The sequence below is a fragment of the Aeromonas sp. 603607 genome (assembly GCF_049171595.1).
GTDB lineage: Bacteria > Pseudomonadota > Gammaproteobacteria > Enterobacterales > Aeromonadaceae > Aeromonas > Aeromonas veronii.
On the sequence record NZ_JAAKOV010000013.1, the window covers coordinates 131,395 to 145,555 of the forward strand.

Sequence of the window (14,161 nt, forward strand, 5' to 3'; positions counted from 1 at the left end):
AATTTATTGAGAGTGTTATGGCTAACTGGTTGTCTGCGATGCTGCAAGTGGTAGCGTAACTGCTCCCTTCTCCCCTTGCGGGAGAAGGGTTGGGGATGAGGGGGAGGGAGCAGAAGCAGCCCTCACCCTAACCCTCTCCCGGAGGGAGAGGGAATTGATCGCGGTTCGGTTTGGGCATCGTGGTCGGCCAACAAGCTCCTTCATCAAATCCTTGAGCCACACCTGCGCCGGTTGTTGCGTATGCGTCGATGGGGTATGCCAGACGCCGCGGTCTTACCTCGGCCCCACTATCTCTTTCATCAAATCTTTTAGCCATACCAGCGCCGGTTGCTGCGCGTGCACAGGATGCCAGACGCAGTTGAGGTGGTAGTCGGGTACGTCCTCGGGCAGCGGCAGGCTTTTCAGCGGCCAGTGGGTGGCGAGCAGCTCGGCTACCATGCTGGGCAGCACCAGCAGGTGATCGCTCTGGCTGACGATGGCGGCGGCGGACATATAACTCTGGCTGTTGACCGAGATGGTGCGGCTAAAGCCCTGACTCTTCAGATAGCGGTCGAGGCTCGCCTCCGAGGTGCCCAGCGGCGAGTGGAACACATGGGGCATGGCGATGAGCTGCTGCAGGGTGATGCGTTCCATCCACTGGGAGGGATCATCCTCGGCGCCGGCGGGGGCCGATTTGGCAATCGGCAGATCGGCGCGCACCAGTCCGGCCAGCGGTTCGGTGAGCCAGGTCTCTTTGCCGAGATACCCCGGCACCTGCATGTACTCGTCAAAGCCCAGCACCAGATCGATCTCGCCGCTCGCCAGCTCGGCTTCGGGCAGGGTGTCGCGCAGGATGCGGATCTCGATGGTGACCCCCGGCGCTAGCCGTCTGAGCCGCTGAATAAGCGGCGGGATCAGCACGCACTCCACGTAATCTGTGGTGCAGAGCACGAAGCGCCGCTTCGACTGGCTCGGCTCGAACTCTTCTTCCTCGGTGAGCTGCTGCTCCAGCAGCCGCAGCGCCTGCTGCACCCCGAGATGCAGCCGCTGGGCGCGCGGGGTCGGCAGCATCCCCTGCGGGGTGCGCACCAGCAGCGGGTCGCCGAGAAAGGTGCGCAGCCGGTTAAGGGAGTGGCTCATGGCGGGCTGGCTGATAAAGAGCGCTTCGGCGGCGCGGGTGACGCTGCCCTGCGTCATCAGGGCGTCAAACGCGAGCAGCAGATTGAGGTCGAGCTGGTGCAGTTTCATGGGGGGGATTATTCGCCGTGTTTATGGGACAATCCATCCTATTCATTTGATGGATGGGGGCGCAACGTCTTAATCTGCGACCCACTGTTATTTTTCCGGGTTCCCGCGCCGCATCGGGCGTAAACGGGGGCCTCAATCCATGCAAGGAGCCTTGCGATGAGCATCAAGACCATTAACTCCACGCCGGCCGCCGACGGCTTCACCATGCCCGCCGAGTGGGCGCACCAGCAGGCCGTCTGGATGATCTGGCCGTTTCGCCCGGACAACTGGCGCGTAGCCGGTCGCTTCGCGCAAGAGACCTTCGCCAAGGTGGCCGATGCCATTGGGCAAGCCACCCCGGTCTTTATGGGAGTTCCGGCCCAGTTTATGGAGCAGGCTCGCGCCATCATGCCCGCCCACGTCACCCTGGTCGAAATGAACAGCGATGACTGCTGGGCCCGCGATACCGGCCCGACCATCGTTACCAACGCCGCAGGCGAGTGCCGTGGCGTGGATTGGGGCTTCAACGCCTGGGGCGGTCACAAGGGCGGTCTCTACTACCCGTGGAATCAGGATGAAGAGGTCGCTGCCCAGATGCTGGCCCAGCACGGCATGGCTCGTTACGACGCGCCGCTGATTCTGGAAGGGGGCTCCATCCACGTCGATGGCGAAGGCACCTGCCTGACCACCGCCGAGTGCCTGCTCAACGAAAACCGCAACCCGCACCTGACCAAAGAGCAGATCGAAGCGCACCTGCGCGACTATCTGGGCGTCACCAGCTTTATCTGGCTGGACGAAGGCGTCTACATGGACGAAACCGATGGCCACATCGACAACATGTGCTGCTTCGTGCGTCCGGGTGAAGTGGCCCTGCACTGGACTGACGATCAGAACGATCCCCAGTACGCCCGCTCCGTGGCCGCCCTCAAGGTGCTGGAAGCGGCGGTCGATGCCAAGGGTCGCAAGCTGAAAGTGTGGAAGCTGCCCCAGCCGGGCCCGCTGTTCTGCACTGAAGAGGAGTCTGCCGGTGTCGAGAGCGGTACCGGTGTGCCGCGCGAGGCAGAAGGCCGTCTGGCCGGTTCCTATGTGAACTTCCTTATCACCAACGATCGCATCGTCTATCCGCTGCTGGATGCCGCCACCGATGGTGAAGCCCAGCGCATTCTGGAAGAGATCTTCCCGGAGCACACCGTGGTCGGCGTGCCGGCCCGCGAGATCCTGCTGGGCGGTGGCAATATTCACTGCATTACCCAGCAGATCCCTTCCGGCAAATAAGAACCGGTTCCGGTGAGTATTCCAAACCCCACTCAGTGGGGTTTTATCTCTTGATGGTGTGATGGTCGCAGGCGCTGATGCGGCGATCATCATGACAAACAGTCACCCTTTTACAGGAGATCCCCATGATCGAAGTGACCGAGGTTTCCATTGCCGAGCTGCGTGCAGCGCTCGAATCAGGCCGCACCACAGCGGTCGAACTGGTCAAGGCCTATCTGGCCCGGATCGAGGCCTACAACGGCCCCGAGACTGCCACCAAACTCAACGCCGTGGTGGTCGCCAATCCCGATGCGCTGAAAGAGGCCGAGGCTTCTGATGCCCGCCGCGCCCGTGGCGAGACCCTGAGCCCGCTCGACGGCATCCCCTACACCGCCAAAGACAGCTATCTGGTCAAGGGGCTGACCGCCGCCTCCGGCAGCCCGGCCTTCAAGGATCTGGTGGCCCAGCGCGATGCCTTTACCGTTGAGCGCCTGCGCGCCGCCGGTGCCATCTGCCTTGGCAAAACCAATATGCCGCCGATGGCCAATGGTGGCATGCAGCGCGGCGTCTATGGCCGTGCCGAGAGCCCCTACAACGCCGACTACCTGACTGCGCCGTTTGCCTCCGGCTCCTCCAACGGCGCCGGTACCGCCACCGCTGCCAGCTTCTCCGCCTTTGGTCTGGCCGAAGAGACCTGGTCGAGCGGCCGTGGCCCGGCCTCCAATAACGGCCTGTGCGCCTACACCCCGTCCCGTGGGGTCATCTCGGTACGCGGCAACTGGCCGCTGACTCCGACCATGGATGTGGTGGTGCCTTATGCCCGCACCATGAACGATCTGCTGGAAGTGCTCGACGTAGTGGTCGCCGACGATGCCGACACCCGTGGCGATCTGTGGCGCATGCAGCCCTGGGTGCAACTGCCCAAGGCCTCCGAAGTGCGTCCGGCTTCCTATCTGGATCTGGCTGCCAAGGCCGATGCCCTCAAGGGCAAGCGCCTCGGCGTGCCGCGCATGTTTATCAACAAGGATGAACTGGCCGGCACCAGCGAAAACCCCGGCATCGGCGGCCCGACCGGTCAGCGCATCCATACCCGTGAGACCGTGATCGCCCTCTGGGAAGATGCGCGCAAGACGCTGGAAGCCGCTGGCGCCGAAGTCATCGAAGTGGACTTCCCGCTGGTATCCAACTGCGAAGGGGACCGACCCGGCGCGCCGACTGTGTTCAATCGCGGCATCGTGAGCCCGGAGTTTCTCAACGACGAGCTGTGGGAGCTCTCCGGCTGGGCGTTCGACGACTTCCTGCGCGCCAACGGCGATCCCAAGTTGAACAAGCTGGCCGATGTCGATGGGCCGAAGATCTTCCCCCACGATCCGGGCACCCTGCCGAACCGCGAGGGCGATCTGGCGGCGGGCATGGACGAGTACGTCAATATGGCCAAGCGCGGTATCAAGCGCTTTGACGAGATCCCCACAGTGCCGGACGGCCTGCGCGCTCTGGAGAAGACCCGCAAGCTGGATCTCGAGGAGTGGATGGACGGGCTCAAGCTCGACGCCGTGCTGTTCCCCACCGTCGCCGACGTCGCCCCGGCTGATGCGGATGTGAATCCGGCCTCCGCCGATATCGCCTGGAGCAACGGCATCTGGGTTGCCAACGGCAACCTCGCCATTCGCCACCTCGGCGTGCCGACCGTCACCGTCCCCATGGGGGTGATGGCTGATATCGGTATGCCGGTGGGCCTGACCTTCGCCGGTCGCGCCTATGACGACAACAACCTGCTGCGCTTTGCCTCGGCCTTCGAGTCCACCGGCAGCAAGCGGATGGTGCCGCCGCGGACGCCGTCGTTGGGGTGATTGGTAGTTGGGGCTAAATAGCCCGTGTTCGTCTGGGGATAATGAAAATATAACCACCCATCACTATGTGGGTGGTTTTTTTATTTTCCATTCTCAACCCAATAAGTAAATATAAGCAAGTGATTGGAATTAATTTTCATAGTTAGATGGATGTGTGGAAAGTGTTATTTTTGATGCCAACCTTCTGATGGCTTAAATAAATGTTCATATGTTTTCATGTCTTTATCTAACAAAAGTACAGAGTCTTCTGCTGTGAAGAAATACCTCTGAGCAGTTCCCGCTATTTTTGTGTTTAATAGCGAAACAAATTTTTCATCTGCTTTAAATGTTGACTGTTTACAAGGTTCATTTCTCGCTATCACTGCCATGTTTTTATTAATAGGAAAACAGATTTCATTTTCAGGTGTATCGAGACCTAAATATATTCCTTTCATCATATATCGATGGCTGATATAACATGGGTTATCAGATGTAATGAACTTTTGTGAAGGCTCAGATATGAAGAGTTGAAAGTGTTTATTACTAAAGGAGTTAATAGCTATTTTTAACGATGTTAGCTCCGCTGATATGATATTACCTTTTGTTGCCATGAGTTTATGTCTGTTAGTTACTTTGATTCCATCACTTAAGCCATCATCAATGAAGTTCTCTATATAAAGTAAATTTTCAGTTAGTAAGTTTCTTCTCTTTGGGTTTCTTAACCACAAAGTGGCACCTAATAAAAATAGGCCAGTCAAATCTTCTTTAGATGGTATAGCTTTATTATTTTCCATAAAATCTAAAGTAAGTTTTATTTTTGGTTCAATATCTGTGGCATAGAATTTTTCAATTGATAAGCTGTCTGCCAATCCAGGCAGGGAGTAATAATCTCTTGATTTACAAACATTGGTAGGGCTAGTTTTATAAGTTTTTTTCCATCGACGGGAACTACACAAAATTGTGCACTTTTATTATTGTCCATGGTAAATCCAGCTAAATAGCTAGCCGGAATATAATGGTGCCCAGCTTGCCTTCCCATCTATATCTCCAAGTGAAGCTGTTGAAGGTGATTTTCCTGCTCATTGTAACTTGGGATATTCAGGGATTCCCAGCATTTCGGCTCATGTACATTTCGTATGTTGTGCGCCATATGCTCATCTCGTAGAGCCGTAGAAACTGAATAGCGCAGCGTATTCGGACGATCGCGAAAGGTGGCCGAGAAGCCGCTGGTATCCAGAGTTTCCTGTCGGTCTTGCCGTAACTCGGTGCGCGGCGGTATGCGGACGATTACGCTGCGCTAATCGTCCCTACGTGGTTTGGGGTGGCCTGCTATGTCGTGTCTTGCGGGATTGGCGACGACGTCCCCCCGACTTCACCTTCTCTTCACACAGCCTCATTTTCCCCTCACAAATCCCCCGTATCTTCTGCCCACTGCTTAAAAGGCCTGGCTTGCCACAGGGGTGGCGAGGGGCGGTTGGTTCGAGGGAGCAAGATGATGAAAGGTTGGATGAAGTGTGGATTGGCCGGGGCCGTGGTGCTGATGGCGAGTTTTTGGGGCGGCAGCGTGCGGGCGGCGGGGATCGAGCTCAAGCAGGTGAGCGGCCCTGTCTATGTGGTGGAGGATAACTACTACGTCAAAGAGAACTCCATGGTCTATTTCGGGGCCAAGGGGGTGACGGTAGTGGGGGCGACCTGGACGCCGGATACCGCTCGCGAGCTGCATAAGCTCATTAAACGGGTCAGCAGCAAGCCGGTGCTGGAGGTGATCAACACCAACTACCACACCGACCGGGCGGGTGGTAATGCCTACTGGAAGTCCATCGGGGCCAAGGTGGTGGCGACGCGCCAGACCCGGGATCTGATGAAGAGCGACTGGGCCGAGATTGTCGCCTTTACCCGCAAGGGGCTGCCGGAGTATCCGGATCTGCCGCTGGTACTGCCCAACGTGGTGCACGATGGCGACTTCACCCTGCAAGATGGCAAGGTGCGCGCCTTCTACGCGGGCCCGGCCCATACGCCGGACGGCATCTTTGTCTACTTCCCCGACGAGCAGGTGCTCTATGGCAACTGTATCCTCAAGGAGAAGCTGGGCAACCTGAGCTTTGCCAATGTGAAGGCCTATCCGCAGACCATCGAGCGGCTCAAGGCGATGAAGCTGCCGATCAAGACGGTGATTGGCGGTCACGACTCGCCGCTGCACGGCCCTGAGCTGATTGATCACTACGAGGCGCTGATCAAGGCGGTGCCGCAGTCATAAGGGTTGCGCGACAGACTGGCAGCAAGCCGAGCCATCGCTGCAATCAGCAGCCATAACGGCACACCACAAAACGCCCGCTTTCAGGAAATAAGGGGGGTTTTGCTGTTGCGGCTTTTTTGGTGGCTGTGAGTGCGTGGTATTAACGCTGTTCAAGGGAGGTGGGCTTTCATAAGATAGCCCTCTCTCTTTTCCCTGAAAGTTATCCATTTTCGTTATGCAATACGCCTCTCTCGCGCGCCTCAAGCAGGCCTTTATCACCGGGATGTGGGCCTCGCTGGTCAGCATCGTTATCGGCTTCGCCTTCAAGGTGTGGCTGGCGCAGTGGGTCGCCAAGGGGGAGCTGGCGCTGTTCAACAGCGTGGTCGATTTGATCTCCCTCTCCTTTATCCTGATGACAGGTTTTCGCTCCTCCATGGTGGTGAGCTACTCCCAGACCAAAAATGATCGGGACATCATCAATATCTTTCGCTACTTCCTCATCGGCATTGTGCTGCTCACCTGGGGGGCGGTGATCCCCTATATCAAGCACGGGCTCCATATCCGGGTGGAGTATCTGCAACTGGTGGGGGTTATCTTCGGGCTGGGGCTCAAGGTCTACTTCACCAATCTGGTGGCCATGTACCGGATGTATGAGCTCTCCAATCGGGTCACCTGGCTGGAGCCGCTGGCCAACGGCCTGCTGTTTATGGCCTGCTACTTTGGGCTCGGGATGGATGCGCTCGCTTCGCTCTTCTATGGGCTGACCTTCTCCTCGCTCGCTATCGCCAGCTATATGTATGTTTCGCGGCGCCGGGCCATCGCCACCAGGCCGCTCGCCAAGGTGGCGCTCGGCCCCGAGATGGTGAGCTATGTGAAGAAGAGCTTTACCGCCTCTCTGGAGGCGGGGGCCAGCATCCTGATGATTTACATCACAGTGCTGCTCACCATCCGCCACTTCAGCCTCGACGAGCTGGGGGATTTTCAGGTGGTGGTGCGCCCCATCTTCACCTATATGACCACCTTGTTTGTCTTCCCCATCTACCGCTTTGTGCTGCCTGAGCTGGCGGTCAATCTGCGCAATGGCGATCACCGCCAGATCAGGATGATCCGGCGCTGGATCTTCCGTCTCTCCGCCATCGTCAGTCTGGCCTTCTTTGGCTTGATGTTGCTGGCGGGCAAGCCGCTGGTGCTGCTGTTCTTCCCCGCCGACTACGTGGGGGCGGTGCCGGTGCTGTTCCACTTCTCCATCTTCTTCATCTTTATGATGCTGAATGGCTATCAGCTCGCCTACATCAAGGCCCACGGTTATTTTACCCAGAGTTTGCTGATCCGGCTGGCGGGCATAGTGGCGCTGGTCGCCGCCTACTATCTGGTGGCCGAGTTTACCGCCAACGTGGTGGCGATTATCGTGGCGCTGGGCCTCGGCTATATGGTGATGTTTATCCTCTCGACCCTGGCGGAGCGACAGATCTTGCGATCCCTGCCACTGGTGCTGGCGACCCGTTAGGGTGTGACTCGCCAAGAGCTGGCTTTGGTCAGATAACAAAAAACGCCCGTGCGGGCGTTTTTTTATTGGCGGCGCAGGAGCGGTTTAACGCTTGCCCTTGCCACCCTTGTTGCCAGCGAGGGCCTGCTTTCTGGCGCGCTGCTTCTGGGCCGCCTTGCTATTGCGGCGCGGCTCGGGCTCGAAGCGGGTGAGATCCGGCTCAAAGCCCGGAAACCACTGCTGGGGCAAGCGGGTGTCGAGTACCGCTTCCACCTTCTCCAGCAGGGGCGCATCTTCCGGGCTGAACAGGGTAATGGCGAGCCCCTTGTTGCCGGCGCGACCGGTGCGACCGATACGGTGGACGTAATCCTCCGCCACAAACGGGAACTCGAGGTTAATCACATAGTTGAGATCGCTGATATCGAGGCCGCGGGCTGCCACATCGGTGGCAACCAGCGCCTGCAGGGTGCCGGCGCGAAACTCCAGCAGCACTTTTTCTCGCGCGCTTTGCGACAGATCGCCGTGGAAGGCCAGCGCATTGATGCCCGCCTTGCCAAGCTGCTGGGCCAGTTTGTCGGCCCCCTGACGGGTGCGGCTGAAGATCAGCGCCGGTGCCCACCCTTTCACTTTCAGCATGTGTTCGACCAGCGCCAGCTTGCGATCGCTGTCCACCGTGTAGACCCGCTGTTCCACCTCGGCCGCCGTGGTGTTGCGCGGCGCTACTTCAATCAGCTCGGGGTCGCGCAGCAGCACCTTGCAGAGGGCAAACAGGTTGTCGTCGCAGGTGGCGGAGAAGAGCAGGGTTTGGCGATCCACCGGGATCTGTTTGAGCAGCGCCTTGATCTCGTCCATAAAGCCCATGTCGAGCATGCGATCGGCCTCGTCAAACACCAGATGGCGCAGGCTATCAAGGCTCAATGCCCCCTGCCGCAGATGGTCGAGCAGACGGCCCGGGGTGGCGATCAGCAGATCCACCCCGGCTTGAAGCGCCTCGACCTGCGCCGCGATGCTCACCCCGCCGTAGACCAGCGTGCTGGTGAGACCGGTGCCCTGACCGTAGTGCGCCACACTCTCGGCAACCTGCACCGCCAGCTCGCGGGTCGGCACCAGCACCAGCGCGCGGATTGGGCGCGGGGATTCTGCTTGCGGCTGCGCCAGCAACTGCTCCAGCAGCGGCAGCACAAAGGCGGCGGTTTTGCCGGTGCCGGTCTGGGCCCCCGCCATCAGATCCCGCCCTGCCAGAATGACGGGGATGGCACGAGCCTGAATGGGGGTGGGGGCGGCATAGCCGAGCTCGGTCAGGGTCTGCTGCAGACGGGGGGAGAGGGCCAGTTCGGCAAAGGAGGCTGTGGACATAGGGGCACCAGTCGGGGTTATCGCGGCCAGCGGCCGCGATGCAATGAGTGATCGTGGCCGCGATGGTAACAGAAGCTGGGGGCGCGGCAGAAGGCGATGATGAGCAAGGGCGCATAGCTCCCGGTTTTGCATGTCGCGCATGGCGGTGGCGCAGGACCTCGTCGCCGCGCTTCTGTTTTACCGCGAGTCGGCAGTGCAAGGGGCATCAGCCATGACACTACTCCACGATCAGCACGCTCTCGCTGGCCAGATGGTGCAGCCACTCCCTGACGATCAGCAGCACGGCGGCAAAGTGCTCGTCGCGTGGCAGCAAGCTGGCGGCGAGGGGATCCCCTTCCGCCATCGCGGCCAGCTGGCCAAAGGCTTGCTCCACCAGATCCCGGCTGAGTTCATTGTCCCCCAGCGCTTCGGCCAGCGAGGGTTCGCTGTGCAGAGTGAGGGGCAGACCGGGCGGTATTTCGGGAGCGATGCGCATCAACTCATCTTCCACCACCATGATGGCGCGCTCCAGTTCGAGCGGGGTGGGCGGCGCGTGGCGAAATGGCCCGGGCTGGATGGCGCGGGTGCCGAAGGCGAGCGTCCAGCTGGCGAGGGGAGCATCGGCATGGCCAAGCCAGACCTGACTGCGCTGCTCACCAATCTCCAGTAACAGTGTGCTATCGGGGGCGGGATTCATGGTGCGGGACTCCTGTCGGGGGCGAGTGTGACAACCCTCTTTTGATAATGCCATCAACCGGCTTTGGCGAGCACAATTTCTGCCATAGCCCCTCTGTTTTGCGAGTGGCGGCTCACTTTGGTGTTAACACCTTGCAATAAATCCTCGTTGTGGCAGTCTGGATGGCCAAATGAAGGTTTTTGACCACTCATTGCCACCGTTTCAGGAGTTCAGATATGGATATTCGTACCGCTCCCCGCGCCATTGCGCTCGCCCTGCTGCTGGCCAGCTGTGTTGCCACCGCCAACGAGGCGCTGGTGATCCAGACCGACTTTGGCCTCAAAGATGGCGCCGTCTCGGCCATGAAGGGGGTCGCCTTCGGGGTGGATCGCACCCTGCCGCTCTATGACCTGACCCACGAGATCCCGGCCTACAACATCTGGGAAGCCTCCTACCGCCTCTATCAGACCCTGCAGTACTGGCCCAAGGGCACTGTGTTCGTCAGCGTGGTGGATCCGGGTGTCGGCACCGATCGCAAGTCGGTGGTGCTCAAGACCAAGAGCGGCCACTACATCGTCAGCCCGGATAACGGCACCCTGACTCTGGTAGCCGAACACTTCGGCATCGACACCGTGCGCCAGATCGACGAGAAGACCAACCGCCTCATGGGCTCCGAAAAGTCCTACACCTTCCATGGTCGCGATGTGTATGCCTACACCGGCGCCCGGCTCGCGTCCGGTGCCATCAGCTACGAGCAGGTGGGCCCGAAACTGCCTGCCGAGGTGGTGAAGATCCCCTATCAGGCTGCGGTAGCCGAGAAGGATGGCACCCTCAAAGGCACCATCCCGATCCTCGATGTGCAGTACGGCAACGTCTGGACCAACATCGACGATACCCTGCTGACCAAGACCGGGATCAACAAGGGGGATACCGCCTGCATCAAGATCAGCGAAGGCTCTGCACTGAAATATGACGGCAAGGCCCCCTATGTCAGCAGCTTTGGCGATGTGCCGGAAGGGCAGCCGCTGGTCTACCTCAACAGCCTGCTGCAGGTGTCGGTGGCGCTGAACATGGACAGCTTCGCTGCCAAGCATCAGGTGCAATCCGGTGCCAACTGGCATATCAGCCTGAAGAAGTGCTCCTGATCCGCACATATATAAGTCGCGATAGAAACAGCAACGGGCGCCTCGGCGCCCGTTTCGTTCTCTGGTAATAAAGAAAGGGATCAGAACTCGTTGGAGAGCGCCTTGTATCCTTTGACCAGATCGATATTGGTGTGAGCCACATCCTCGGAGAACTCGGCGGCATCCACTGAAACCCGCGGGATATGGGTCAGATCGCTCTGCTGGTTGATGCGGGTGGTGGAGGGGACGTAGAACTCCGGCGGCAGATCGCAGCCATCGATCACCGAGTTGTGACGCACCACGGCACCATCGCCGATATGGCAGTTGAACAGCACGCTGTTGAAACCGATAAAGACCCGGTTCCCCACTTCGCACGGCCCGTGGACGATGGAGCGGTGGGCGATGGAGGTGTATTCGCCGATGGTGACGGCGGCGCCGGATTTGGAGTGGATCACCACCCCGTCCTGAATGTTGGAGTTGGCGCCGATGACGATGGGCTCCATCTCGCCGTTGGCATCCACCTCGTCGGCGCGGATCACCGCGTAGGGGCCGACGAAGACATTCTCTTTGATGATCACCTTGCCGCAGATGATGGCAGTTTTGTCGATATAGGCGGATTCATCGATGACCGGCAGGTGGCCGGAGGGATTTTTGCGGATCATGTTACATCCTGTGGTTGCCAAGAGGAGTGCTTGGGTGGTGGACGAGGCGTCCACCGGTCGGTCAGCTTACCCCTCGTCGCTCCTCGGTGAAAGCCCTGACTGGTCTGACCCTTGTCGCAAGCAGTGCCGCGATCACTGTTTCCGCTCGCCGGAATATGGGAGCATGGCTGCCATCCCGAGAGTCGGTTTGGATGGATATAAAGATGAAGAAGATGATGGCCCTGTTGGCTGGTGGTTTGCTGCTCTCCTCTGCGGTGCAGGCGAAAGGGGTGGCGGGTGACTTTGATTACTATGCCCTGGCGCTCTCCTGGTCGCCCGAGCACTGCGCCGTCAAACCTGCGGACAAGGATCAATGTTCCCGCAAGCTGGGCTTTGTGTTGCACGGTCTCTGGCCCCAGTACGATCGCGGTTACCCCGGCAACTGCACCCGCGAACGGCTCGACGCCAACATGGAGCAGGAGTTTGCCGGCCTCTACCCCAGCCGTTTTCTCTATCGCCATGAGTGGGAGAAGCACGGCACCTGCTCCGGCCTGAGTCAGCCCCAATTCCATCAGCTGGCAAGCGACCTGCGCCAGAAGGTGAAGATCCCGGCGGCTTATCAATCCCCGGAAGAGCCGCTGCGCAAGAGCACCTTCCAGCTCAAGGCTGATCTGGCGAGCGCCAACGAGTGGCTGGCTCCCGACAACATCACGGTAGCGTGCGCCGATGGTGGCCGCTTCCTGCGGGAGATCTACATCTGCGTCAATAAAGAGGGGACGGATGCGGTCACCTGTTCCGCCGAGATGCAAAAGCGCGAGCGCCGCTCCTGCGGTCAGCCGGATTTCCTGCTGCGCAGCGTGCGTTGATGTGTCACTAGCGTGAGCGGGCCCATGATGGGCCCGCTCTGTTCCCGCCATTTGCAGAAAGGAGTCTGGATCATGGATGCCCCTTCCCGTTTTGCTCGTCGTCTCGGCCTGCGTTACCCGCTGATCCAGGCCCCCATGGCAGGTGTGCAGGATCACCGGCTGGCCATCGCCGCCTGTCAGGCAGGCCTGCTGGGCTCCTTGCCGGCGGCCATGCTCGGCAGCGAGCAGTTATCCACCCAGCTGCAGGCGATGCGAGCTGCGACCGATGGCCCCTTCAACGTCAACTTCTTCTGCCATCGGCAGGAGGAGCCAGATCCTGATCAACAGATGCGCTGGCAACAGGCGCTCTCTCCCTACTATGCCGAGTTTGACATCAGCATGGCGGCAGCAACGGCTGCCGCAGCCAGGGCGCCCACCCGAGCACCGTTCAACGCACAACATGCCGAGCTGCTGACCGGGTTCAGGTCGGCGGTTGTCAGCTTCCATTTTGGATTGCCAGCCCCCGAGCTGCTTGCCAGCGTGAAGGCGAGCGGCGCCTATGTGCTGGCCAGCGCCACCACGGTGGCCGAGGCACAGTGGCTTGCTCACCATGGTGCAGATGCGGTGATTGCGCAGGGGTTGGAAGCGGGCGGTCATCGCGGCCATTTCCTCTCTGATGATCTCGCGCTGCAGCAGAGCACCTTTACCTTGCTGCCACAGATCCTTGCCGCGATCGACCTGCCGGTGATCGCCGCCGGTGGCATCGTCGATGGCAAGGGGATTGCCAACGCGCTGGCGCTGGGGGCGAGCGCCGTGCAGATGGGTACCGCCTTTCTCTGTTGCCATGAGGCGACTACCTCGCCGCTGCATCGTGCGGCGCTTCACTCATCTCGAGGCGAGCATACGGCGCTGACCAATCTGTTCAGCGGCCGCCCCGCCCGCGGCATCCGCAACCGGTTGATGCGGGAGCTGGGCCCGCTCTCGGATCTGGCGCCTTGCTTCCCTTATGCCAGTGGCGCCCTGGCTTTGCTGCGCTCAGTGGCGGAGTCCCGGGGCGATAGCGGGTTCTCTCCGCTCTGGGCGGGGCAGGATCTCTCCGGTTGTCGTGAGCTGCCCCTCCGCGAGCTGGTGGCGGAGTGGATAAAGGAGGCCGGGCTGGCGTGATTGCCTCTATATAAAAGGCAAAGATAGCTGACTGGTGAGGGGATGGCTGGCGAACTGCGTGCACAACCACCTGATAAGCGCTGTGTTATGGCCGCAAACAATCCGGATTTTACGCCTTTCTGTGGATAAGTCTGTGCAAAGCTTGTTGGTTGATATGAATAACCAATAAAGTGCAGTTTTTTGCGATTTTATTGCATTTTGGCCCTTGCCAATGTGATCAATCTCTCTATAATGCGCCCCATCGACACGGCAAGCGGCAACGCAAACGACCGGGTCGATAACCTCGAGAAAGCCTTTGCAAATAAGGCTTGACTCGAGAAGGCGGTTGAGTAGAATGCCACTCCCGCAGCAGCAAAAGCTGCGTC

The 14,161-nt window shown here is 59.6% G+C and carries 12 protein-coding genes; 7 read left to right on the top strand and 5 right to left on the bottom strand.

What is annotated here, in order from left to right:
- Window positions 1-273 precede the first annotated feature (273 nt).
- Window positions 274-1,227, bottom strand: a complete 954-nt coding sequence (locus tag G5315_RS13810; RefSeq protein WP_421333218.1) for a LysR family transcriptional regulator — start codon at window positions 1,225-1,227, stop codon at window positions 274-276.
- Window positions 1,228-1,383: 156 nt separating this feature from the next.
- On the opposite strand from G5315_RS13810, the gene aguA reads away from it, so the two are divergent.
- Together aguA and G5315_RS13820 are read left to right on the top strand one after the other, a co-directional pair.
- A complete protein-coding gene (aguA, locus tag G5315_RS13815) occupies window positions 1,384-2,481 on the top strand; it encodes an agmatine deiminase (RefSeq protein ID WP_421231330.1) in 1,098 nt (365 codons plus the stop codon).
- Window positions 2,482-2,606: 125 nt separating this feature from the next.
- A complete protein-coding gene (locus G5315_RS13820; RefSeq protein ID WP_421333219.1) occupies window positions 2,607-4,310 on the top strand; it encodes an amidase in 1,704 nt (567 codons plus the stop codon).
- 164 nt (window positions 4,311-4,474) lie between these two features.
- Here the strand turns inward: G5315_RS13820 and G5315_RS13825 are convergent, their stop codons facing one another.
- On the bottom strand, window positions 4,475-5,245 hold the full coding sequence (locus G5315_RS13825; RefSeq protein ID WP_421333220.1) for a DUF4238 domain-containing protein: 771 nt from the start codon (window positions 5,243-5,245) through the stop codon (window positions 4,475-4,477).
- Window positions 5,246-5,781: 536 nt separating this feature from the next.
- Between G5315_RS13825 and G5315_RS13830 the strand changes: the two genes are divergently transcribed.
- Together G5315_RS13830 and G5315_RS13835 are read left to right on the top strand one after the other, a co-directional pair.
- Entirely contained in the window at window positions 5,782-6,546 is a 765-nt protein-coding gene (locus G5315_RS13830) for a CphA family subclass B2 metallo-beta-lactamase (RefSeq protein ID WP_421333221.1), read from the top strand.
- A 214-nt stretch (window positions 6,547-6,760) separates the two neighbouring features.
- Window positions 6,761-8,032, top strand: coding sequence for a lipopolysaccharide biosynthesis protein (locus G5315_RS13835; RefSeq protein ID WP_421333222.1), 1,272 nt, complete (start codon window positions 6,761-6,763; stop codon window positions 8,030-8,032).
- An 84-nt stretch (window positions 8,033-8,116) separates the two neighbouring features.
- On the opposite strand, the gene G5315_RS13840 is transcribed toward G5315_RS13835, so the two are convergent.
- Complete coding sequence (locus G5315_RS13840) at window positions 8,117-9,367, bottom strand: DEAD/DEAH box helicase (protein ID WP_421258273.1); 1,251 nt, start codon at window positions 9,365-9,367, stop codon at window positions 8,117-8,119.
- A gap of 217 nt (window positions 9,368-9,584) precedes the next feature.
- Window positions 9,585-10,043, bottom strand: coding sequence for a hypothetical protein (locus tag G5315_RS13845; RefSeq protein WP_421333223.1), 459 nt, complete (start codon window positions 10,041-10,043; stop codon window positions 9,585-9,587).
- Window positions 10,044-10,258: 215 nt separating this feature from the next.
- On the opposite strand from G5315_RS13845, the gene G5315_RS13850 reads away from it, so the two are divergent.
- Window positions 10,259-11,167: an SAM hydrolase/SAM-dependent halogenase family protein gene (locus G5315_RS13850; RefSeq protein WP_421333224.1), complete on the top strand. Its 909-nt coding sequence runs from the start codon at window positions 10,259-10,261 to the stop codon at window positions 11,165-11,167.
- A gap of 80 nt (window positions 11,168-11,247) precedes the next feature.
- On the opposite strand, the gene G5315_RS13855 is transcribed toward G5315_RS13850, so the two are convergent.
- Window positions 11,248-11,808 (bottom strand): carbonate dehydratase, encoded by a 561-nt coding sequence (locus G5315_RS13855; RefSeq protein WP_005343397.1) that lies wholly within the window; start codon window positions 11,806-11,808, stop codon window positions 11,248-11,250.
- A 203-nt stretch (window positions 11,809-12,011) separates the two neighbouring features.
- Between G5315_RS13855 and G5315_RS13860 the strand changes: the two genes are divergently transcribed.
- Window positions 12,012-12,653: a ribonuclease T2 family protein gene (locus tag G5315_RS13860; RefSeq protein ID WP_071912918.1), complete on the top strand. Its 642-nt coding sequence runs from the start codon at window positions 12,012-12,014 to the stop codon at window positions 12,651-12,653.
- Between the two features lie 72 nt (window positions 12,654-12,725).
- Window positions 12,726-13,796, top strand: a complete 1,071-nt coding sequence (locus G5315_RS13865; RefSeq protein WP_421333225.1) for an NAD(P)H-dependent flavin oxidoreductase — start codon at window positions 12,726-12,728, stop codon at window positions 13,794-13,796.
- The last annotated feature ends 365 nt before the right edge of the window (window positions 13,797-14,161 follow it).